General features: G+C 70.1%; 16 protein-coding genes and 2 pseudogenes. 6 read left to right on the plus strand and 12 right to left on the minus strand.

The features are described from left to right. Nucleotides 1–196 precede the first annotated feature (196 nt). Nucleotides 197–1906 carry an NAD(P)/FAD-dependent oxidoreductase gene (locus ACFQ87_RS26330; protein WP_380613277.1) on the plus strand — a complete coding sequence of 570 codons (1710 nt, stop codon included), beginning with the start codon at nt 197–199 and terminating at the stop codon, nt 1904–1906. Between the two features lie 158 nt (nt 1907–2064). Here ACFQ87_RS26330 and ACFQ87_RS26335 read toward each other — a convergent pair. The 3 genes and pseudogenes from ACFQ87_RS26335 to ACFQ87_RS26345 all read right to left on the minus strand — a co-directional run. Beyond that, nucleotides 2065–2697, minus strand: a pseudogene (locus ACFQ87_RS26335) (methyltransferase); the annotation flags it as partial. Between the two features lie 132 nt (nt 2698–2829). After that, nucleotides 2830–3081: pseudogene (locus tag ACFQ87_RS26340) on the minus strand (methyltransferase dimerization domain-containing protein); the annotation flags it as partial. Between the two features lie 4 nt (nt 3082–3085). Next, nucleotides 3086–4312: an acyltransferase family protein gene (locus ACFQ87_RS26345; RefSeq protein WP_380613279.1), complete on the minus strand. Its 1227-nt coding sequence runs from the start codon at nt 4310–4312 to the stop codon at nt 3086–3088. A 237-nt stretch (nt 4313–4549) separates the two neighbouring features. Between ACFQ87_RS26345 and ACFQ87_RS26350 the strand changes: the two genes are divergently transcribed. From ACFQ87_RS26350 to ACFQ87_RS26365, 4 genes are all read left to right on the plus strand, one after another. Beyond that, nucleotides 4550–5335: an SDR family NAD(P)-dependent oxidoreductase gene (locus tag ACFQ87_RS26350; RefSeq protein WP_380613281.1), complete on the plus strand. Its 786-nt coding sequence runs from the start codon at nt 4550–4552 to the stop codon at nt 5333–5335. 85 nt (nt 5336–5420) lie between these two features. After that, on the plus strand, nt 5421–5879 hold the full coding sequence (locus tag ACFQ87_RS26355) for a nitroreductase family deazaflavin-dependent oxidoreductase (protein WP_380613283.1): 459 nt from the start codon (nt 5421–5423) through the stop codon (nt 5877–5879). An 89-nt stretch (nt 5880–5968) separates the two neighbouring features. Then, nucleotides 5969–6433, plus strand: coding sequence for an anthrone oxygenase family protein (locus ACFQ87_RS26360; protein WP_380613285.1), 465 nt, complete (start codon nt 5969–5971; stop codon nt 6431–6433). A gap of 59 nt (nt 6434–6492) precedes the next feature. Then, complete coding sequence (locus ACFQ87_RS26365) at nt 6493–7143, plus strand: response regulator transcription factor (RefSeq protein WP_380613286.1); 651 nt, start codon at nt 6493–6495, stop codon at nt 7141–7143. Nucleotides 7144–7154: 11 nt separating this feature from the next. Here the strand turns inward: ACFQ87_RS26365 and ACFQ87_RS26370 are convergent, their stop codons facing one another. The 9 genes from ACFQ87_RS26370 to ACFQ87_RS26410 all read right to left on the minus strand — a co-directional run bounded on the left by ACFQ87_RS26370 (nt 7155) and on the right by ACFQ87_RS26410 (nt 18046). Next, on the minus strand, nt 7155–7583 hold the full coding sequence (locus tag ACFQ87_RS26370; protein ID WP_380613288.1) for an ester cyclase: 429 nt from the start codon (nt 7581–7583) through the stop codon (nt 7155–7157). Then, on the minus strand, nt 7580–9241 hold the full coding sequence (locus ACFQ87_RS26375) for an NAD(P)/FAD-dependent oxidoreductase (RefSeq protein ID WP_380613289.1): 1662 nt from the start codon (nt 9239–9241) through the stop codon (nt 7580–7582). Before ACFQ87_RS26375 ends, ACFQ87_RS26370 begins: the two co-directional genes overlap by 4 nt. A gap of 140 nt (nt 9242–9381) precedes the next feature. Beyond that, nucleotides 9382–11604: an MMPL family transporter gene (locus ACFQ87_RS26380; protein ID WP_380613307.1), complete on the minus strand. Its 2223-nt coding sequence runs from the start codon at nt 11602–11604 to the stop codon at nt 9382–9384. 227 nt (nt 11605–11831) lie between these two features. Next, a complete protein-coding gene (locus ACFQ87_RS26385; protein WP_380613290.1) occupies nt 11832–12515 on the minus strand; it encodes a permease prefix domain 1-containing protein in 684 nt (227 codons plus the stop codon). After that, nucleotides 12512–12829: a PadR family transcriptional regulator gene (locus tag ACFQ87_RS26390; RefSeq protein ID WP_380613292.1), complete on the minus strand. Its 318-nt coding sequence runs from the start codon at nt 12827–12829 to the stop codon at nt 12512–12514. Before ACFQ87_RS26390 ends, ACFQ87_RS26385 begins: the two co-directional genes overlap by 4 nt. Before the next feature lie 104 nt (nt 12830–12933). Next, nucleotides 12934–13554: a TetR family transcriptional regulator gene (locus tag ACFQ87_RS26395; RefSeq protein ID WP_380613293.1), complete on the minus strand. Its 621-nt coding sequence runs from the start codon at nt 13552–13554 to the stop codon at nt 12934–12936. A 75-nt stretch (nt 13555–13629) separates the two neighbouring features. Further along, nucleotides 13630–15153, minus strand: coding sequence for an MFS transporter (locus tag ACFQ87_RS26400; protein WP_380613295.1), 1524 nt, complete (start codon nt 15151–15153; stop codon nt 13630–13632). Nucleotides 15154–15308: 155 nt separating this feature from the next. Next, nucleotides 15309–16259 carry an oxidoreductase gene (locus ACFQ87_RS26405; RefSeq protein WP_380613296.1) on the minus strand — a complete coding sequence of 317 codons (951 nt, stop codon included), beginning with the start codon at nt 16257–16259 and terminating at the stop codon, nt 15309–15311. Further along, entirely contained in the window at nt 16256–18046 is a 1791-nt protein-coding gene (locus tag ACFQ87_RS26410) for an NAD(P)/FAD-dependent oxidoreductase (protein ID WP_380613297.1), read from the minus strand. Before ACFQ87_RS26410 ends, ACFQ87_RS26405 begins: the two co-directional genes overlap by 4 nt. Before the next feature lie 239 nt (nt 18047–18285). Here ACFQ87_RS26410 and ACFQ87_RS26415 point away from each other — a divergent pair, with 239 nt between their 5' ends. Beyond that, nucleotides 18286–18870, plus strand: a complete 585-nt coding sequence (locus ACFQ87_RS26415; protein WP_380613298.1) for a hypothetical protein — start codon at nt 18286–18288, stop codon at nt 18868–18870. The last annotated feature ends 98 nt before the right edge of the window (nt 18871–18968 follow it).

The following is an 18968-nucleotide window of genomic DNA, read 5'->3' on the forward strand; positions in this document are numbered from 1 at the left end:
GGGTGGGGGGGGGGAGGGGGGGGGGTGGGGGGGGGGGGAAGGGTGGGTGTGGCGGTGCGGGCGGAGGGGGGGGGCGTGGGGGGGGGGGGGAGCGATCGCCTCCCGAGTGTGGGGGGGGGGCCTCGGGGCGCACCCTGCCCCCCCGGCCGTCCTTCTACCGCTCCGGTCCTGACACACACTTCACACGGAGGAACCCATGCCCGGACAGCCGCCCGGCGCCAAGCGCAGCCTGAGGCCCGGCGCACCCCGTCGTCACGATGTGATCATCCTCGGCTCGGGGATCGCCGGTTCGACCCTGGGCGCGATCCTGGCGAAGCAGGGCGTCTCGGTGCTGCTCCTCGACGGTGGGACGCATCCCCGGTTCGCCGTCGGTGAGTCGACCACGCTCTACACCCTCAAGTTGTTCCGGCTGCTGGCACGCCGCTACGGGGTGCCCGAGCTCGAACCCCTGACGTCGTACGAGGGGTGCCGGGACGAGATCGCCCCGACCAGCGGGACCAAGCGCCACTTCGGCTTCATCCGCCACGAGGAGGGGAAGGAACCGGACCCCGCGGAGTTCCTCCAGTTCAGTCCGCCGTCGAAGGTGCTGCAGACCAGTCACCTGTTCCGGCAGGACACCGACGCCTACCTCTTCCACGCCGCCGTCCGGTACGGCTGCGACGCGCTCCAGGCCTTCATGGTCGATGACGTCGAACTCGCGGACGACCACGTCGCGGTCGTCGGTCGGAACGGGGAGCGCTACGAGGGGCGGTACCTGGTGGACGCCAGCGGCTTCCGCTCCCCGATCGCGCAGCACCTCGGGCTGCGCGAGGAGCCGGACGCGCTCAAGCACCACTCCCGCTCGATGTTCACCCACATGATCAGCGTGCGGCCCACCGACGAGTGCCTGCGGGTGGGGCCCGAGGACGCCCCGCCCATTCCCTGGGTGGAGGGCACCATGCACCACCTGTTCGAGCGCGGCTGGTTCTGGTCGATCCCGTTCAACAACGGGGCCGGATCCAGGAATCCGTTGATCAGCGTGGGCCTCACGCTGGACGAGCGGCTCTACCCGAAGCGCGAGGACGTCAGCCCCGAGCAGGAGTTCCGGGAGTTCGCCGCCCGGTTCCCCGCGGTCGACCGGCTCTTCTCCCAGGCCCGCACCGTTCGTCCCTGGGTGTCCGCCGGCCGTATCCAGTACAGCTCCAGCCGGACCGTGGGCCACCGGTGGTGTCTGATGTCGCACGCCGCCGGCTTCATCGACCCGCTCTACTCGCGCGGTCTCACCAACACCGGCGAGGTGATCAACTCCCTGGCCTGGCGCCTGCTGGAGGCACTCGCCGAGGACGACTTCAGCGAGGAGCGCTTCGCCTACGTGGACGAGCTCCAGCGCGGGCTGGTCCGGTACAACGACGAGCTCGTCAACTGCTCCTTCATCTCCTTCTCCGACCACGCGCTGTGGAACGCGGTCTATCGGATCTGGTGCGCCGCCGAGGTGCCGATCAACCTGCGCTTCGACCGGTTCACGGAGCGCTTCACGGCGGCCGGTGACGACGCCGTGCTGCGCAGGATGGAGGAGGCGGCGTACCCGGGCAGCCCGGTTCCGGGCTCGGACGGCTACCAGGCGCTGTTCGAGTCGATGGTCCGGGTCTGCGAGGCCGTGGACCGGGGTGAGCGGACCGCCGCCGACGCGGGCCTGGAGCTGATGAAGGCCGTCCAGGAGTCCCCGGTGGTCCTCGACCACCTCGGCCTGCGCGACCCGGCCACCCGGTTCGTCTACCCGCAACCCGACGACCTGCGGCGGATGGCCCGCTGGCTGGCGCACGAGGGGCCCGAGGAACTGCGCTACCTCACCACGGGCGTCGACGTCCAGGGCCGCCCGCTGCCCGCACCAGAGGCCTCCCGGGACGAGATGGCTCTGCCGCACTGATCCCCGTCCGTTCCCGGAGCAGGCCGGATGCTGACCCCCAGCATCCGGCCTGCTCCGTCGTGCGGGGCCGGCCGGGCGGACGGACTGCCGGGCGGTGCCGGGCGGGCGCAAGGGCGCGCCCCCGGGACAGGTCCCGGGGGCGGAAGGGCGGTGCTGGTTCAGCGAGCGTTCTTGCGACCGACCACCGCGGTCGTGTGCGCGGGCAGCGTGATGGAGCGTTCCACCGTGAAGCCCGCGTCCGTCATCCAGGAGGCGCACTCCGCCGGCGAGAACCCGGTGGCGGTCGCCGACTGGAGCATCATGATGAGACTGAGCGTCAGGTTGTCCGCCTGCGTCCGCTCGTCGTCGACCATGGTGTCGTAGACGATCAGCGCGCCGCCGTCGTTGACGGCGTCGAACGCCTTGGTGAGCAGGTGGTCGCGCCGCTCCGCCGGCCAGTCGTGCAGCACGCTGCCGAGGATCACGACATCCGCCGGCGGCAGCTCGTCGACGAAGAAGTCACCGCCGCGGAAGCGCACCCGGTCGCAGACCCCGTGCCCGGCCACGAGCTCGTCGAAGTACGGCTCCATGGCCGGGCGGTCGAGCACGGTTCCGGTGAGACCCGGATGCGCGACGGCGAGCCGCGCCGCCAGGTTCCCGCGCGCTCCGCCCACGTCGCTGAACGTCCGGTGGCGCGACCAGTCGAACTCCTTGGCCAGACCCTCGGCCACGGCCCCGTTGAAGCCGTCCATGGCCGACAGGAACAGCCGCAGTCGGGCCTGGTCATGGAAGATCCGGGTGAACGGGACCTCACCGCTCGCGTTCTGGTCCCGGGCGTTCCCGGTGCGCAGCAGCCCGAGGAGGGCGTCGTGCCCGGTGCCCATCAGTTCGGTCGTCATCCGCAGGAAGCCGCCGACGAACGCCTCCTGCCCCGGCACCAGGTGCCGGGCCGCCGCGGGGCTGTTGCGATAGCGGCCGCCCTCCCGGACCAGCAGGCCGAGCGCGGTCAGCGCGTCGAAGAAGTCGCGGCTTCCCCTGGGGTGCAGGCCGAGCTGCGCACGAAGGTCCTCCGCGCTCAGCGAGGCGTCGCCGAGCGCGGTGAACACCCCTAGGTCGAGCGCGGCCGTCACGAGCCTGCTCCGGATGAAGGACCATCCGACGAACATGACGTCATACGGGTCGTCCAGCGCGGTCATACCGTCACCCTCCCTGTACCTGAGGCTTGTTGTCGAAGGCGGAGGAGCTCGACGTCCCCCGTCGGCCGATCCGAGCCCGGAGCCAGCGCTCGGCAGGACGCTCGAAGGCCAGGTACAGCAAGCCCGAAGCCGCCACGGTCACGACCACGGCGAGGAGCGCCCAGCCGCCGTTCGACCAGCTCGCCCTGACCGGCCGCAGGTAGAACGAGGCCAGGTCCTTCCGGTCGAAGACGGACGAGGAGATCTCGTACAGCACGGTGAAATGCAACAGGTAGAAGGCGTACGACCACTCGCCGAGCGCGATCAGGGGCTTGCTCCCCAGCCAGGAGGAACCACCCGCCAGATCCCGGGTCGCCACCGACACCACCAGCAGGGCGTACAGCGGCGCGGTGGCCTGGCCGAGCACGTCGAAGGCGACGAAGTGCCGCCAGACCTCACCGCGCAGCAGCCAGAGCACCGCCATCCCCGCGGCCAGCACCGTGGTGGACACGGGGACGGACAGCGGCGAACGCCAACCGCGGCGGATCGCGGCGGCGGCCACGACACCGAGCAGGAACTCCCACAGCCGCGCGATCGGCGAGTAGGTGCCGAAGATCAGCCCCTCCATACCGGTGAAGCGCGGGCGGGCGACCGGCGGGTAGGCCGCCCACAGCCATGCCCTGATGCCCCAGCCGACCACCACCAGCAGCACGGCCGCCCAGGCGAGCCAGGCGCGGCTGCGGCGCAGCGCGAACCGCACCAGGAAGGGGAAGAGGGCGTAGAAGAACGCCTCGCACGACACCGACCAGGTCACCGGGGTGGTGCCGCCCAGGATCCAGTTCGGTATCCACGCCTGGTACACGAGGACCGCGGAGATCGCGATCAGGACCAGCGTGCGGGTCTGCCCCTTCGGGGCGTCCGGGAGCTGCAGGAGGAGCGGCAGCAGAACACCGATGACCAGCATCGGCCAGATCCTGGCGAACCTTCGGCCGTAGAAGCCGCCGACCCGGTCGCCTGGGTCGTAGGTCCAGGTCAGGACGAAGCCCGAGAGCACGAAGAAGAACGTGACGCCCGACGAGCCGAGTGCGAAGAGGCCGCGCAGGTGTGGAACGGGCAGCAGGACGCCGACGTGGGTCACGAAGACGGCGAGCGCGGCGAACCAGCGCAGACCGGTGAGCGAGTCGAGCCTGGGCCGCGCCGAATCGCCGGGGGCGACGAGCCGCGGGTCTCTCGTTTGTGCAGGTGAATTCATGGCAGCAATACCAGCCGATTCAACCGGGGCGGACGGGGGGACTTTCGGGCGGCGCCACAGAATTCCGGGCCATGGCAAAGAATTCCGACGCTGCACCTCGAATCTATTCCACCAGTGCGCGATGAATCCCCCGTTAAGCCGGGATAAAACGGGCCCGCGAACCGCTGGTCGGCTCCCGGTCCGACGGATAGCCTGATTGGCAGCCATATCCGGCTACGGACAGATTCGAGGAATGCCATGCAAAGCTTTCCGTACCGCACGGCGATGGTCACCGGGGCCTCCAGCGGCATCGGCGAGGGCTTCGCCCGACTGCTCGCCCGGCAGGGCGTCGACCTGGTCCTCATCGCCCGCAGGGGCGACCTCCTCAAACAGTTGGCGGACGAGCTGCAGTCCGCCAACGCCGTCACCGTCGAGGTGATGCCGCTCGACCTCACCGAGGAGGACCAGTTGGCGGCCGCCGAGCAGCGGCTGGCGGACCCGGACCGCCCGATCGACCTGCTCGTGAACAACGCGGGATCCAGCGGCTCCGGCTATTTCGCCGAACTGCCGCTGGAGCGCGAACTGCACACCCTGACGCTGAACGCCACCGTGCCGCTGCGGCTGACCCGCGCCTGCCTCCCCGGCATGATCGAGCGCCGGGCCGGAGGCATCGTCAACATCTCCTCCATCTCGGCGGTGATGCCGAGGCCCCGCTCGGCCACCTACGCGGCGTCCAAGTCGTTCCTCAACTCGCTGGGCGAGAGCCTCGCCATGGAGGTCGGCCACCTCGGGGTCCACATCACGACCGTCCACACCGGCCTGACCGACTCGGGCTTCCACGCCGCGGCGGGCGTCCCGGTCGAGACCCTGCCCAAGATCCGCCGGCTCACCCCGGAGGAGGTGGCCGGGCCGGCGCTGGAGGCGGTGGCGGCCGGCCGCGCCTCCGTGGTGCCCGGCACGGGGTACCGCATCCGGCTCCCGCTGATGCGTGTCATGCCCCGGTCCCTGGTCCGGAAAATGGTCCGGCGCGTCCACAAGGTCTGACCCCCTGCTCGGCGCAAGACGACTAGCATGGCCGGGAGTTCATCACTCCGCCCACGGTCGGCCACTCGCGAATGAGGACGAACCCATGACCACTCGGCGCACGATCCCGCCGAAGAACAAGGTGCGAAACCGGCTCGTCATCTTCTTCCACCGTATCGGCCTGCCCTTCGGCCCGATGCACCTGTTGACCGTTCCGGGCCGCAAGAGCGGCCTCCCGCGCACCACCCCGGTGGCCCCGGTGACCATCGACGGGGCCCGCTACATCCTCCAGGCCTATCCGAACTCCGACTGGGTGAAGAACGCGCGCGCCGCGGGCCAGGGCGTGCTCACCCGTGGACGCCGTGCCCAGCGGGTGGACCTGGTGGAGCTCCCAGAAGCGGAACGAGGCCCCGTGCTCCGGGAGTTCCCGCGCCAGAATCCCAGGGGGGCCGACGCCTTCGTCCGCAACGGCCTGGTCGCCTCACCGTCCCCCGAGGCCTTCGCGGCGGCCGCCCCGCTCTGCCCGGTGTTCCGCGTCGTTCCGCGTGGTGCAGCGGTAGGTTGATGTTTCGTCAGGCAGACGACCGGTCCGGGGCGGCGCATCCGCGTCACCCGGGCCGCCTGCTGCGGAACGACTCAACGAAGGTACAGGCCATGCGAGTTCGACTTCTCAAGAGTGTGACCCTGACGTCCACCGGCCTGCTCGCCGGCGCCTTCGGCTACGGCGCCGTCAACCTCACGCCCACCTTCAGGGCTGTTCCGCTCGACATGCGGTTGACGTTCCATGCGCGGCTGATGCGCATGAACTCCCCGGTCATGGTCGGCGCGATGACGGTCTCGACGCTGAGCTCACTGTCCCTCGCCCGGCTGACCCACGGACCGGAGCGGCGGCGCGCCCTCGGGGCCGGCCTGCTGACCGCGGCATCGTTCGCGATCACCCGGTTCGGCAACGTACCGATCAACGCCCGGATCAAGACCTGGGCGGTGACCGAGGCGCCCGCCGACCACGCGCGGATCCTGCGGCGATGGGAGAGGTACAACGTGCTGCGGACCGTCACGGCGGTAGGCGCGTTCGCCTTGCTCGCCGACCTGGCACCGGGACGGTTGACGCAGCAATAAGGGAGAAGACACCGTTCTCACCGGCAAGCATAATCTCTTGTTGCGTCGACCCAATTGCCTTGCTAGGGGACACCATGCCAGGTTCGGCACGTACCAGGATTCTGCTCGTCGATTCGCATCACATATCCCTGACGGGGCTGCGGACCATTTTCGAGGACTATCCGGATCTCCATGTGGAGGCCGGTGCCAGGGACGGCAGGGCCGCGCGGGAGAGTTACCGGGATCTCCGGCCGGACGTCGTCGTCGTCAACACCCACGCCCAGGCCTCCGAGACCATCGAGAGCATCCTCGCGCTCTCCGACGTCCCCCCTCGTGTCCCGCCGCCCAACATCCTGGTCCTGCTCGACAACGTCGACGATGCGAACCGGGTCATCGAGGCCGGCGTCAGGGGGCTGCTGTCGAGCCACAGCAGCTCGGAGGAGCTCGCCGCGGCGGTCCGCCTCATCGCCACGGGCCGCTCGATGCTCATCCCCGCGGGGAGTGAGGGAAGACCGACCTCCCCGCTGGGAGAGCTCACCACCAGGGAGGCCGAGGTCTTCCACCTGGTGGCACGCGGTTACAGCAATGCCGAGATATCCGCCGCGCTCACCCTCAGCCAGAGCACCGTGAAATCCCATATCCAGCGGCTGATGGAGAAGTTGGGGCTCCGGAACCGGGTGCACGCCGTCATCTTCGCCTACGAGAAGAACGTCGTCCACACCGGCTCCTGAGCCACCGCGATTCATTCAGTCGCCGCTCCGTCGGACGCCCTGAGTTGGGACACGATCCGCCAGAGGTCGAACACGTTCCGGTCCTCCCTGACCAGACCGCTCTCGACGCGCCACAGTTGCATGCCCTCCGAGGTCACCACGCGTCCGGTGGGCGCCACTCCCGCGTACTCCCCCACGTGCCTGGCCCGCGTGGTGAACCACGTCGCCACCCACTGCCCCTCCGCGACCTGGTGGCCGACCTCGACGGTGAGGTCAGCGAACGCGGAATGCCGCTGCAGCACGCTGCGCTTGGGGCCCTCGGGGCCCACCCGCCGGCCGCCGATCTCGAAATCCGGGGCGAAGATCTCGTCCGCCACCGCCAGGTTCCCCCGGCACCACCCCTCCCGGAACCAGTACCGCGCGAGGGCCTTGTTGGCCTCCTGCTCGTCCGCGCCGCTCACCGCTCGGCCCGCCCCGGCGCGCCGGCGGCGGCCTTGCGCAGCGCGCTCAAGGCGTCCCGCCCCATGCTGCTCAGCTCCGGCAGTGGCGACGCGGCCGCCCACTCCAGGAAGCCCGCCATCTCGGCGCGTCCCGGATGGATGAACCGAACGTCGGTGTCCTTCCACCCGAACCCGGGGTTCACCGCCTCCGAACCCCTGATGAGGTCGAGGATCCGGTCGGCCGCCGTGTCACCGTCGATCTGCTGCGCCTCGTACTGCTCGCAGGCCCGCACCGTGCCGTCGAGAAGCGCTTTGAAGGACTCGCTGTCGGGCCACCACAGTCCGGTGAAGGGGGCCTTCTCCAGCGCGCTGAAGACCTCGGGATCCCGATCGGCCTTGAAGGCGCGCAGGGCGTTGTTCACCCGCAGCGTCCCCGGGGTGTTCCCGCTGCCCCAGACCCGGAAGACCGCGTCCCAGAGCCGGAAGTGCGAGAAGGCGATGAACGAGCAGTTGACCAACTGGTCATTGTAGTCCAGCAGGCCCTGCTCCAACTCCTCGACGTAGCTGAAGCGTTCCTCGGCGAAGTCGTCGTCGGCGAGCGCCTCCAGCAGCCGGGGGACGAGTGCGTGGATGACCTCGAAGGTGTTGGACATCCCGCGCGAGTAGAGCGGGTCCAGGAACCCGGCGGCGTGCGACATCAGGCACCAGCGCGCGCCCACCGTCTTCCGGGACGAGTACTGGAGCCGGTCCGTGGAGACCCACTCGCGAACCTTCCCGGCTCCCTCGAACTGCCGCGCCACCGCCGGGAACCGGCTGAGCAGCCGGGCGAACTCCTCGTCCGGGCCGATGTCCTCGGGCTTGGGGTAGCGCCGCTCGTCCAGGGTGACGCCCACGCTGCACACCGGGTTGCGGGACAGCTCGTGGTTGTCGAACGGGATGATCCAGAACCAGCCGCGGTCGAAGAGGTGGTGCATCGTCCCCTCGTGCCAGCGGACCGGCGGCCGGCTCTCCGCGGGCCCGCCCACCACGTCGTCGAACGGGCGCACCCCGATCATGTGGGTGAACAGCGAGCGCGAGTGGTGCTTGAACCGCGCCGGCTGCTCCCGCAGGTCCAGCTTGTCGGCGAGCGGCGAGCGGAAGCCACTGGCATCCACCAGGTACCGGGCCCGGACCTCGTACCCGTCGACCCCGGTCAGGGTGACCCCGTCGTCGTCGAGGTCGACCTCGGCGACGCGCCACTGCTGACGCGTCTCGCATCCGTGGCCGACCGCCACCCGGAACAGATAGGCATCGCTGTCCTGCCGGAACAGATGGCTCGCGGAGGTCAACGCGTCGGGTATGACGAACTGGTGGGCCTGCGCAGGGTCCGGCTCCTGTCCCGGACGGTGCAGCATGAAGCCGAAGTGCCGCTTGCGGCCGAAGGTGTTGCTCACCTTCTCGTTGATCGTCGTCGCGTCGGTCAACGCATCCAGCTCGGGGACGTCGTACCGCTCGGCGATCACCTGCAGCCACGCGACGAGCTGCGGGATCATGGACTCCCCCACGGCGAACCGCGGGTGGGTGCCCGCATCGGCGAGCAGGACCTTGACCCCGTTCCTGGCGAGCACGGCGCCCAGGGTGGATCCCGCGATGCCTGACCCGAGGATCACCACGTCATAGCGAGGAATCTGTGTGGACACAGACGATTCCTTTCAAGGTTGTCCGGTCTCGGGTCGGAGGCGGTGGGCCGGACCCGCGGAACCACCGTGGCAGATACCGATGAAGGCGCGAGAAAGCGCGGGTGAGCCGCCGCACCCGGCTAGGCGCGGCGGCTCATGGATCAGTCCCGCCCGGACCGGGTCGGGGAGACCGTCGCCGATGCCGTCTCCGCCTCGGCCGCCCTGGGCCCGACCGGCCGCGGGACCCTCACCTCGGTACCCACATCCGGGTCACGGGTGACGAGCACCCGTCCGAGGGCGCGGGGGAACCACCAGCTGGACCGCCCGAGCAGGGTGACCAGTGCCGGGGTGAGGAGCCCTCGGACCACCGTGGCGTCGACGATGATGCCCGCCGCCAGCGCGGTCGCGAACACCTTCACGTCCGTGATCGGGATGCTGGCCAGTGCGGTGAAGGCCAGGAACAGGATGAGCGCGGCCGAGGTGACGAGCCGTCCGGTCCGGCTGATGCCGGTGACGACGGAGGGCGCCACGGTGTCGCGCACGCCCTTGGCCTTGAGCTCCAGGTGGGTCTCCCTGATCCGGTGCAGGATGAAGACCTCGTAGTCCATCGACAGTCCGAACAGGAACGCGAAGACCGTCATGGGGATCCAGATGGTCACGGCACCGATGGCCGGGGTGTTGAACAACAGCTCACTGCCGTAGCCCTTCTGCCAGACGAGGACCACCACGCCGTAGGCCGCGCAGGTCGACAGGGCGTTGAGCACCAGCGCCTTCAGCGGCAGCACCACCGACCGCAGCGTCCGCGCCAGCACGACGAAGGTGAGCAGGCCCACGAAGAGCACGATGAGACCCGTCGATCCGTAGACCGCGTCGATGAAGTCGGACTCCTGGGCCGGCCCGCCGCCCGCGAGGACGCCCGGGGTCCGCCGTGCGGTGTCCGTCACCTTGGTCACCACGTCGCTGCCGGCGGCGCTCGAAGGATCCTTGCTGGTCCACACCTCGACGATGCGGTCGCCGCCGCGCGCCCAGTCCGTCGGGGCGAGCGTGCCCGCCACGCCGTCGATGCCGCGGAGCTTCTCGCTCACGGCCGTCGCGCCGGCGTCCGGGACGAGCACCTCGACGGGACGGGCGATCCCCTCGCCGAGACCGGCGTCGACGACCCGTTGGAAGGTCGCCGCGGGCTGTCCGCCCTTCGCCAGGGTCGCGGTCGCCGGGCTGCCGAGGCGCAGGGAGAGCACCGGGGCGGCGAGCGCGAGCAGCACCACGCCACTCACCAGGGCGATCAGGACCGGACGCCGGGTGGTGACGCGGGCGATGGCGCCCCACATCCTGCTGTCCGGCCGGTGCTGACGGCGCGGGCGGTCGAGGCGGTCACCCCAGGAGTAGAGCAGGACCGGCAGCAGCGTGAGCGCGACGGCGACGCTCACCAGGGGGATTAGCAGTCCCGCGTAGCCGACGCTGCGCAGGAACGGCACCGGGAGGACGACGAGCGCGGCCAGCGAGACGGCCACGGTTGCGCCGCTGAGCGCGACCGCCCGACCCGCGGTCGCGATGGACCGGACGATCGCCTCCTTGCGCGCCTCGGGATCGGCCCGGTCGACACCGGGCCGGTTCCGTTCCTCGCGCCAGCGGGTGACGACCAGCAGCGCGTAGTCGATGGCGACACCGAGGCCGATCAGCGACACCAGGTACTGCACGATGAAGGACACATCGGTGAGGCCGGTCACGCCGCGCACCAGCAGGAAGGTCGTGGGGATCGCCACCGCCGCGATCACCAGCGGCAGGAGCGCCAGACCACTGGCGAAGACCAGCGCCAGGACCACCAGCGCACCCAGACCACCGATCAGGGTCTCGACGATCGGGCTGCGCTTGGCTCCGCTGTCCCGCCCGGAGAGCACCGGCTGGCCGGTCAGCTCGACCTGGGCGCCGGCGATCTTCGTCTGCTCAACGGTCTTCTTGATCGCCGGAAGGGACTCGGAGTACGGGTCGTTGGTGTAGTTGGCCGGCGGATACACCAGGGCGACGGTGGTCCGTTTGTCCTGGGACAGCAGCGCCTCGTCACCGCCCGCCGCGTAGGCCACGCTGCGTCCGCCCTTCGGCGTCACCTTGGCGACGAACGCGTCCCATTCCTCGCGCACGGCCGGAGTGTCGACGGTCCTGTCACTCGGCACGGTCACCACCAGCAGCAACGGAGCGTTCTTGCCTCCGGTGCCGGCGAAGCGGTGCGCCAGGGCGTCGTTCGCCACCTGGGCGGGCTTGTCCGGCAGGCGCGATTCGAAGCTCAACTTCTTGATGGTGCTGCTGGTCATCGCCCCGCCGACAAGGGTGAGCACCACCCATAGGAAGGCCACCGGCCATCGGTGGGCCAGCACCCAACGCGTCATGCGCTCCACGGACCGAACCTCCTGTAGGGACACTATGCTGTAGCCACGCTACTTATAGAAGGTAAGCTAACGCTCACACAACTGGGAAGCAAGAGCAGCGAGTTCGGTGGGACAAAGCGTCAACTCGCCTTTGACGCAGGCGAGGACGGACATCAGAATGACCCGCACCCGTCGGCCCCCGCGGGGGCCGACGGGTGCGGGTCATCGGAATGGAACGGGGCGCGGCCCTACTGCCGGCCGACAGCCCGCAGGACGGACACGAAGGACTTCAGGGAGCGGACGAAGTAGCCGGCGGCCAGAACGGTGATCACCGCGGGAACGGAGACCGCGGGCCAGTCGAGTGACTCCGGGTGGCTGAGGCCCCGATTGAGCAGCAGGCCGACCAGCGCGAGCAGCGCGCAGAGCAGACCGAGGATCGCGGCGAGCGTCCCCGCGGCGGGCGTCTCGCCCCTCGGGGCGGCGGCCGCGCGCATGCCCCGGCCGGTGCTCAGGCCCGAGATCGCGCCGGCCAGGCTGAGCACGGTACCGAACGCCAGCAGCGCCAGGCCCGTCAGCAGGGCGGGCGGGTGGTGCTCCCACGGGCCCGCCGGCCCGCCGAGCAGTGCGGAGGCCCACGTGGCGGCGAGCAGCGGAACGACCCGGACCGCCGTCCGGGACAGTCGCTGAGAGCTGATCCGGAGGGTCGCGTCGTTGTACGCCGACGCCACCTCGTTGGGCGGTCCCCACTCCTCCACCGCGCGCCGTGCGGCCTCCTCGGGCCCGGAGCTCCCCGCGAGGTTCTCCTCGGCGGCGCACTCCAGCCCGTCCATCACCTCCTCGATGATCGCGCTGCGCCTCGAGTAGGTACCGACCAACTCCTCGGCCAGGCGGTCGGTGTAGCCCTGTAACACCGCCGATTGCGACACGCTCATCCCCCTAGAACACCTGAGACGACCGACGAGAACTCCTGCCAGTCATGCCGCTTGCTGGCCAGTTCACGGTGCCCGCCGGGCGTGAGGTAGTAGTTGCGTCGACGCCTGCCGCTGCTCCGGGACCACTCGCTGCCGACCAGGCCGGCGGCTTCCAGCCGGTGCAGAGCAGGATAGACCGTGCCGGTCGGGAGGTTTATCGCGCCTCCGCTGCGCCGCTTGAGCTCCTCGATGACCGCATAGCCATGCAGCTCGCCCGGCTCCAGGACCGACAGCAGCATCCCTTCCAGGTTCCCTCTCAGCGCATCTGCCTTCATGAGTAACCAGACTACCTATCCGGGCGGCGGGTCGGGAGCGGGCAACCGCCCCCGTCTGATGCCGGAAATCCGGTTCGCCGACGGCGACTTCCGGATTGCCCCGCTCAGCGGTCCGGAGCGACCAGTCCGCGCAGGAGCGGCATCGCCACGCGTTCCACGTCCTCCAGCGGGACCTCGGCCAGGTCCGGCATGCGCAGAAGGTAACGCTGTACCGCGATACCCATCAGCACGGAGGCGAAGACGGAGGCCCGCAACCGTGCGTCCGGACCGTCCAGCTGGGCGGCGATCCGGTCGACGGCCTCGGTGGTGAGGTGTTCGCGGGTCAGCTCGGCGGCTTCCTCGCTCGTCATGCTCGCCCGCAGCAGCACCGCCATCGGGCTGTCCGGGTCGGCCGCCCAGCTGCGGAGCATGCCGTGCAGGTAGTTCTCGGCCGAACGCACCGGGTCCGGGTCGCTGAGTTCGTCGATCGGGATGTGCCAGTACACGGACTCGCGGAAGAGGTTCTGCTTGGTACCGAAGTACTGGATCACCGAGGACTTGTCGACCTCTGCCGCCAGGGCGATGCCGCGGATTGTGGCCCGCTCATAGCCGTACCGCCCGAACTCCTTGCGGGCCGCCAGCAGGATCCGCCTGCGGGTGCGCTCCCCCTTGGGGCCTCGGCGGGGCCGGTCCGCGGCCGACTCGGCGGTCACGGGGCCGGGATCGACGCTTGTCAAGGGGCTCATCTCCTCCGTTCGGACGATTCGACTGTACCGGACCGAACCAGCGGCCCGGTGCAGTCGAATCGACGGACGCCCAGGTCACCCCGCGTGGACGGGCTTGGCGTCCTCGCCCGCCGCCTGCGGCCCGGTGGTGACCGCGAAGCCGGCGATCAGCATGGCGGTGACGAACACCAGGGCGCCCACGGCGAGCCCCGCACCGTAGCCGTGAGTCATGGCGTCCACGGCCCGTGCCAGCAGCCCGAAGTCGTGCGTCTTCAGGGCACGGAAGTAGGTCGCGTCGGCCTGCGGCAGCCGGTTGTTCGCGGCGGTGGTGGCGATCGTGGTCAGCACGGCGAGGCCTAGGGCGCCGCCGATCTGCTGACCGGTGTTCAGCAGCGCCGACGCGCTGCCCGAGTCTCCTTCGTCGACCCCGCTGAGCGCACCGAGGGTCATCGGGACGAAGGTGGCGGCCAGGCCGACCGCCGTCACGAACATCGCCGGCATCAGATGGGTGACGTAGGAGGAGTCCGGGGTCAGCGTGCTGAACCAGTACATGCCCACCGCGCTGATCGCCATGCCGGGCACGGCGAGCGTCCGCAGCGGGAGCCTGGCGACCAGTTTGGAGGCGACGGCCGCCGTCGCGCCCACTCCGATACTGAAGGGCAGGTAGGCCAGGCCGGTCCGGACCGCGCTGTAGCCGAGGACCAGCTGCATGTAGAGCGTCAGGAAGTAGAAGGTGGCGAACATGCCTGCGCCGACCAGGAACATCGTGGCGTAGGCCCCCGCCCGGTTGCGGTTCCTCAGCACCCGCAGCGGCAGCAGCGGGTGGCTGCCACGGGTCTGGATGACCAGGAAGACCGCGAGCAGTACGGCCGCCGCGGCGAAGCAGCCGAGGGTGGGTCCGTCCGTCCAACCGTCCTGCCCGGCACGGGTGATGGCGTACACCAGGGCCAGCAGGCCGGCGGTACCGGTGACGGCGCCCGGGACGTCCAGCCGGCCGCTGCTGCGGTCGGCCTCGCGCAGGACCGAGGTGCCGAAGAGTACGGCGAGGCCGATCGGGATGTTGATGAACATCACCCAGCGCCAGCTGAGGTACTCGGTGAGGACGCCGCCGAGCAGGAGTCCGACGGTCGATCCGAGCCCGGCCATGGCGCCGTAGACGCCCATCGCCCGGTTGCGCTCCTTGCCCTCGGCGAAGGTCGTGGTGATGAGCGCGAGTGCGGTCGGCGCGGCGACGGCGGCGCCGAGGCCCTGCAGCGACCGGGCGGCGATCAGCACGGCGGAGTCGGGTGCGACCCCGCCGAGCAGTGAGGCGAGGGCGAAGACGACGATGCCGGTCCGGAAGACCCGCCGGCGGCCGAACAGGTCGCCGGCCCGCCCGCCGAGGAGCATGAGCCCGCCGAAGGCGAGGGCGTAGCTCTTGACGATCCAGGCCAGGCTGTCTCCGGACATCCCGAGCGAGGTCTGCATGCTCGGGAGGGCGATGTTCACGATGGTGCCGTCGAGGGCGACCATCAACTGGGCCGCGGCGAGGACCAGCAGGGCGATACCCGGACGGCTGACCGCCGACGGGCCTGGGTCCGCCGCTGCCGCGGCTGGGCCGGTGCGCGATTCGAGTGCCATGGGACCTCCGGATCTACAGGCGGTAGCTGGGCCCGTGCGAGAGCAGCCTGGGAAAAATATACAAGCGTTGAGTTTTTTGCGCGAGCCCATTGCCGGCCGTCCGGCCGATCGTGTCGCCGCGTCAACCGGCCTACGCCCCAACGGTCGACGGCGAGCTATCCGCCCGTCGACCCGAACCGGAACGTCACACCGGTCAGCCGTTCCGAGAGCTCCCAGAGCCGGCCCGCCGTCGCGCGGTCGCGCATCGCCGGTTCGCGTCTGGCCACCGGCGCACCGCGCTGCTGAAGCGGTCCGCCGGGCACCACATAGCTGCCGCCCGGCAACTCCGGTTCGGTCGCCGCGTACACGGAGGTCAGGGCGCCGTCGGCGGTCGGCTTGGCGAGCAGGCGGGCCAGCCGGGGCAGCAGTTCGCCGTACAGCCCGCCCTGACCGGTGTGCTCCTCGGAGGCGAGCACGTTCGAGCGGGTCAGTCCCGGCGCCACCACGAAGCTGCGCAGCGCGGCCGCGGAATCGTCGGCCCGGCGCTGGAGCTCCATCCCGAAGTACAGGTTGGCCCGCTTCGACAGCAGGTACGCGGTGAACGCCCGATAGCGGCGCTCGGCTCCGAGCCGCTCCAGCCTGAACCGGGTCACTCGCTGCGCCTCGCTGCTGACGGTCACCACCCTCGGCTCCCGCGCTCGGAGCAGCCGGGGCAGGAGCAGGCCGGTGAGCGCGAAGGGACCGAGGTGGTTGACGCCCAGGTGCGTCTCGAAGCCGTCGGCGGTGCGCGCGAAGGGGACCATGGCGAGCCCGGCGTTGTTGACCAGCAGGTCGACCCGGTCGTGCTCCAGTCCTTCGGCGAAGGCCCGCACCGAACCCAGGTCGGCGAGGTCCAGCGTCCGCAGCTCGAACCGGGCGGCCGGCGCCTCCTCGCGCAACCGGGCCAGGGCGTCCGCACCGCGCGCGGCACTGCGGCAGGCCAGGACGACGCTCGCGCCCCGGCGGGCGAGTTCGAGCGCCGTCACCCAGCCGATCCCGCTGTTGGCGCCGGTCACCACCGCCAGCCGCCCGGACTGGTCCGGGACGCGGCCCAGGTCCCAGGCGGACGAAGGCCCCACCGACGTCACCGCTTGACCCTCCGGCGCTGCCGGAGGGTCCTGGCGAACTTCTTGAGCTTGCGCACATTGGTGTCGGCGACGTCGAACAGCGTTCCCGCACCGACCAGCACGAGCAGCAGGCTGCCGGAGACGGCCATCACCGGCGGACGGTGCTCGGTGCCCCGGACCGAGGTGAACTCCGGCTCACGGACCGCTCGAAGGGTGAGGTCGGCCTTGGGCAGCCGATTCAGGTAGGCGAGGCGCCAGACGCCGGGCAGCGCCGCGTAGGCGCGCATGCCGGCCTTGGTCGCCGGGAGGTCCTCGCCGTTCTCCAACCGCCACCTGGCCCGGCGCTCCAAGCCACGGTGCCAGGCCTCCACTGCGCCGGCCACCAGGTGCGGGTCGAGGTGGTGCCAGGGCGCGGACTGCGACAGGTACAGCCGACGGCTCAGTCCGGTGCGCAGCGCGGCCTGCTCCGGCCCCTCGTCGCTGCTCCGGCCGCCGGTCTCCAACAGCCACCGGGAGGCGCGGAAGCGACCGAGCATCGCGGCTCCGAACACGGTGAGGTCGAGGAGGTGGTCCAGGATGAAGAACCGGCTGTCCGCGACGGCGCCGCTGTACTTGGACTTGACCATCGAGCGCATGATCCGCCAGTCGGCGGTGACGGCCCGGTTCACGTGGTTCAGGTAGTCGGTGTCCAGATGCCCGTGCCGGACGTCCTCCTGGGCGATGTTGGCGATGTGCCAGGAGGTGGTCATGGAGAGCGAGATGCCCTGGCTGTAGTACGCGTCGATGATCGACGAGGCGTCGCCGACCATGGCGTAACGGCGGGGCGAGACGAAGGTGTCGGTACAGTGCTGGACGTCCTTGTAGGCGCTGAACTCCAGGAGGTTCTCCTCCTTGATCCAGTCCAGCACCGGGTAGCGGCGGATGATCTTCCAGAACACCTCGCGGGCGTTGCCCTCCTCGGGCTGCCGGCTGCGGCGGTAGGTGACGCCGACGCTGACCCGGTCACCGTTCAGCCGGATGATCCAGATCCAGTAGCCGTCCCCCCACAGGTGCAGGGTGTTGCGGTCCCGGCGGGCCACGTCGCCGTCCGGGAAGCGGTACGTCCAGCGCTCGTCGAAGAGGTCGTCGGTGCAGTCGGCGAACTGCCCCCAGGCCGCGGTGGTGCTGAACTCGTCGTCGAGCGGCAGGTCATGGCCGAAGCGGCGGGCGAGCAGCCGGGCGTTGCCGGAGCAGTCGACGATCCAGCGGGCGTCGATCTCGCCGCTCTCGCTCCTGTCGCGCGAGACCCAGGTCAGCCGGTGGTCGGCGCCGTCCTCACCCAGTTCGACGTCCCGGACCAGGCCGCGGTCGACCATGGTCAGCCCGTCCATGCCGCGGGCGCGGTCGCGCAGTTCGGCCTCGATCTCGGGCCGGACGATCTGGGCGTCCTGGAACATGACCCGCGGGAACATCGGGTTCTCGGCCTTGTCGATCCACCGCTGCGGCAGTCCGCTCTCGAAGCCCCACTCCGAGACCGACTCGTCGAAACTGGTCCGGCCCTCCATCCCGTGCGCCATCCAGAAGCCCTCCTTGTGGAAGGACTTGTTGAGCGAGTCGTCCAACTCGCCCAGCACGCGCAGGAAGGAGTTGGAGTAGATCAGCAGGGACTCGCCGACCTTGTAGCTGGCCAGCTGCTTCTCGGTGGGCTGGTCGACGCAGACGACGGACAGCCCACGCTTGGCCATCGCGATCGCGTTGATCAGGCCCACCACACCCGAGCCGATCACACACACGTCGGCACGGATGCGTTCCTGGGGTTCTGCAGACACGCAGCCTCCTCACGTCACAGGAGAGCAGTACAGCTGACGGTACGTCAGCACGAGCTGCCCATCGTCGCGGTCATGGTAAGCACGTGTCCGACCGGGCGACGACTTCGGAATTGCTCAATGCGCTTGGCAATCAAAGCAATTCAGGAGAGGCCAGCCCCTTGGCGTGCTGACCAGAATGCTGCTCGTCCAACTGGGCGACAATGACGAGAGACGGGACAACCATGGGACGGATCCGCCGCATGCTCACCCTGGCCGCCACCGCGACGGCCACGCTGGTCGCCTTCGCGGCGCCGGCCACCGCCCACACACCGGTGGTGCTGAACTCCTGCAACACCCTGCCGCAGACCTCTCCGCAGATTCCGGTCGGCACCGACCCGATCGGGTGGCTGGGGACGCTGCCGCAGATCGGCGCGGACCGCGCCGCGCAGCTGACCATGCAGGCCGGTCAGCAGCTGAACGTGGGCTTCGGCGTGCCGGACCTGGCGCCGGAGAACCAGCTCAGCACCGACCAGCTGCCGGTCGTGGTGATCATCGCACCCGACATGCAGGTCACGCTGCTCCAGCCGACCATGCGCACGCCGCTGTACAACCCCGACTTCAACCAGAACTACCTGTTCCTGAACAACTACTCCACCACGGCGATCGCCGGCACCTACTCGCTGCTGATGATCGGCCGCTCCCCGGAGCGGATCTTCGTCGCCACCGGTGTCGAGAGCGAGGACTTCCACGGCATCCTGCGCGGCTCCGTCGCCACCACCCAGCAGCTCAACAACTGGTACGCGACCCCGCCGACCGCCCCGCAGGCCGCCTGCACCACTCCCTGATCCCCCATCCGCGAAGGGCGCCCCGGCTGCGGCAGCCGGGGGGCCCTTCGCGCTGCACCAGAAAACAGCGCAAGATAAAGCGAAAAGGGTGACGGGAA

This window comes from Kitasatospora sp. NPDC056531, from assembly GCF_042794375.1.
Taxonomy (GTDB): domain Bacteria; phylum Actinomycetota; class Actinomycetes; order Streptomycetales; family Streptomycetaceae; genus Kitasatospora.

Excerpts from the sequence above, each read along its gene's own strand:
- ACFQ87_RS26330 (WP_380613277.1), top strand. The coding sequence starts at position 197 with ATGCCCGGACAGCCGCCCGGCGCCAAGCGCAGCCTGAGGCCCGGCGCA.
- ACFQ87_RS26345 (WP_380613279.1), bottom strand. The coding sequence starts at position 4,312 with ATGAATTCACCTGCACAAACGAGAGACCCGCGGCTCGTCGCCCCCGGC.
- ACFQ87_RS26350 (WP_380613281.1), top strand. The coding sequence starts at position 4,550 with ATGCAAAGCTTTCCGTACCGCACGGCGATGGTCACCGGGGCCTCCAGC.
- ACFQ87_RS26355 (WP_380613283.1), top strand. The coding sequence starts at position 5,421 with ATGACCACTCGGCGCACGATCCCGCCGAAGAACAAGGTGCGAAACCGG.
- ACFQ87_RS26360 (WP_380613285.1), top strand. The coding sequence starts at position 5,969 with ATGCGAGTTCGACTTCTCAAGAGTGTGACCCTGACGTCCACCGGCCTG.
- ACFQ87_RS26380 (WP_380613307.1), bottom strand. The coding sequence starts at position 11,604 with ATGACGCGTTGGGTGCTGGCCCACCGATGGCCGGTGGCCTTCCTATGG.
- ACFQ87_RS26385 (WP_380613290.1), bottom strand. The coding sequence starts at position 12,515 with ATGAGCGTGTCGCAATCGGCGGTGTTACAGGGCTACACCGACCGCCTG.
- ACFQ87_RS26390 (WP_380613292.1), bottom strand. The coding sequence starts at position 12,829 with ATGAAGGCAGATGCGCTGAGAGGGAACCTGGAAGGGATGCTGCTGTCG.
- ACFQ87_RS26395 (WP_380613293.1), bottom strand. The coding sequence starts at position 13,554 with ATGAGCCCCTTGACAAGCGTCGATCCCGGCCCCGTGACCGCCGAGTCG.
- ACFQ87_RS26400 (WP_380613295.1), bottom strand. The coding sequence starts at position 15,153 with ATGGCACTCGAATCGCGCACCGGCCCAGCCGCGGCAGCGGCGGACCCA.
- ACFQ87_RS26415 (WP_380613298.1), top strand. The coding sequence starts at position 18,286 with ATGCTCACCCTGGCCGCCACCGCGACGGCCACGCTGGTCGCCTTCGCG.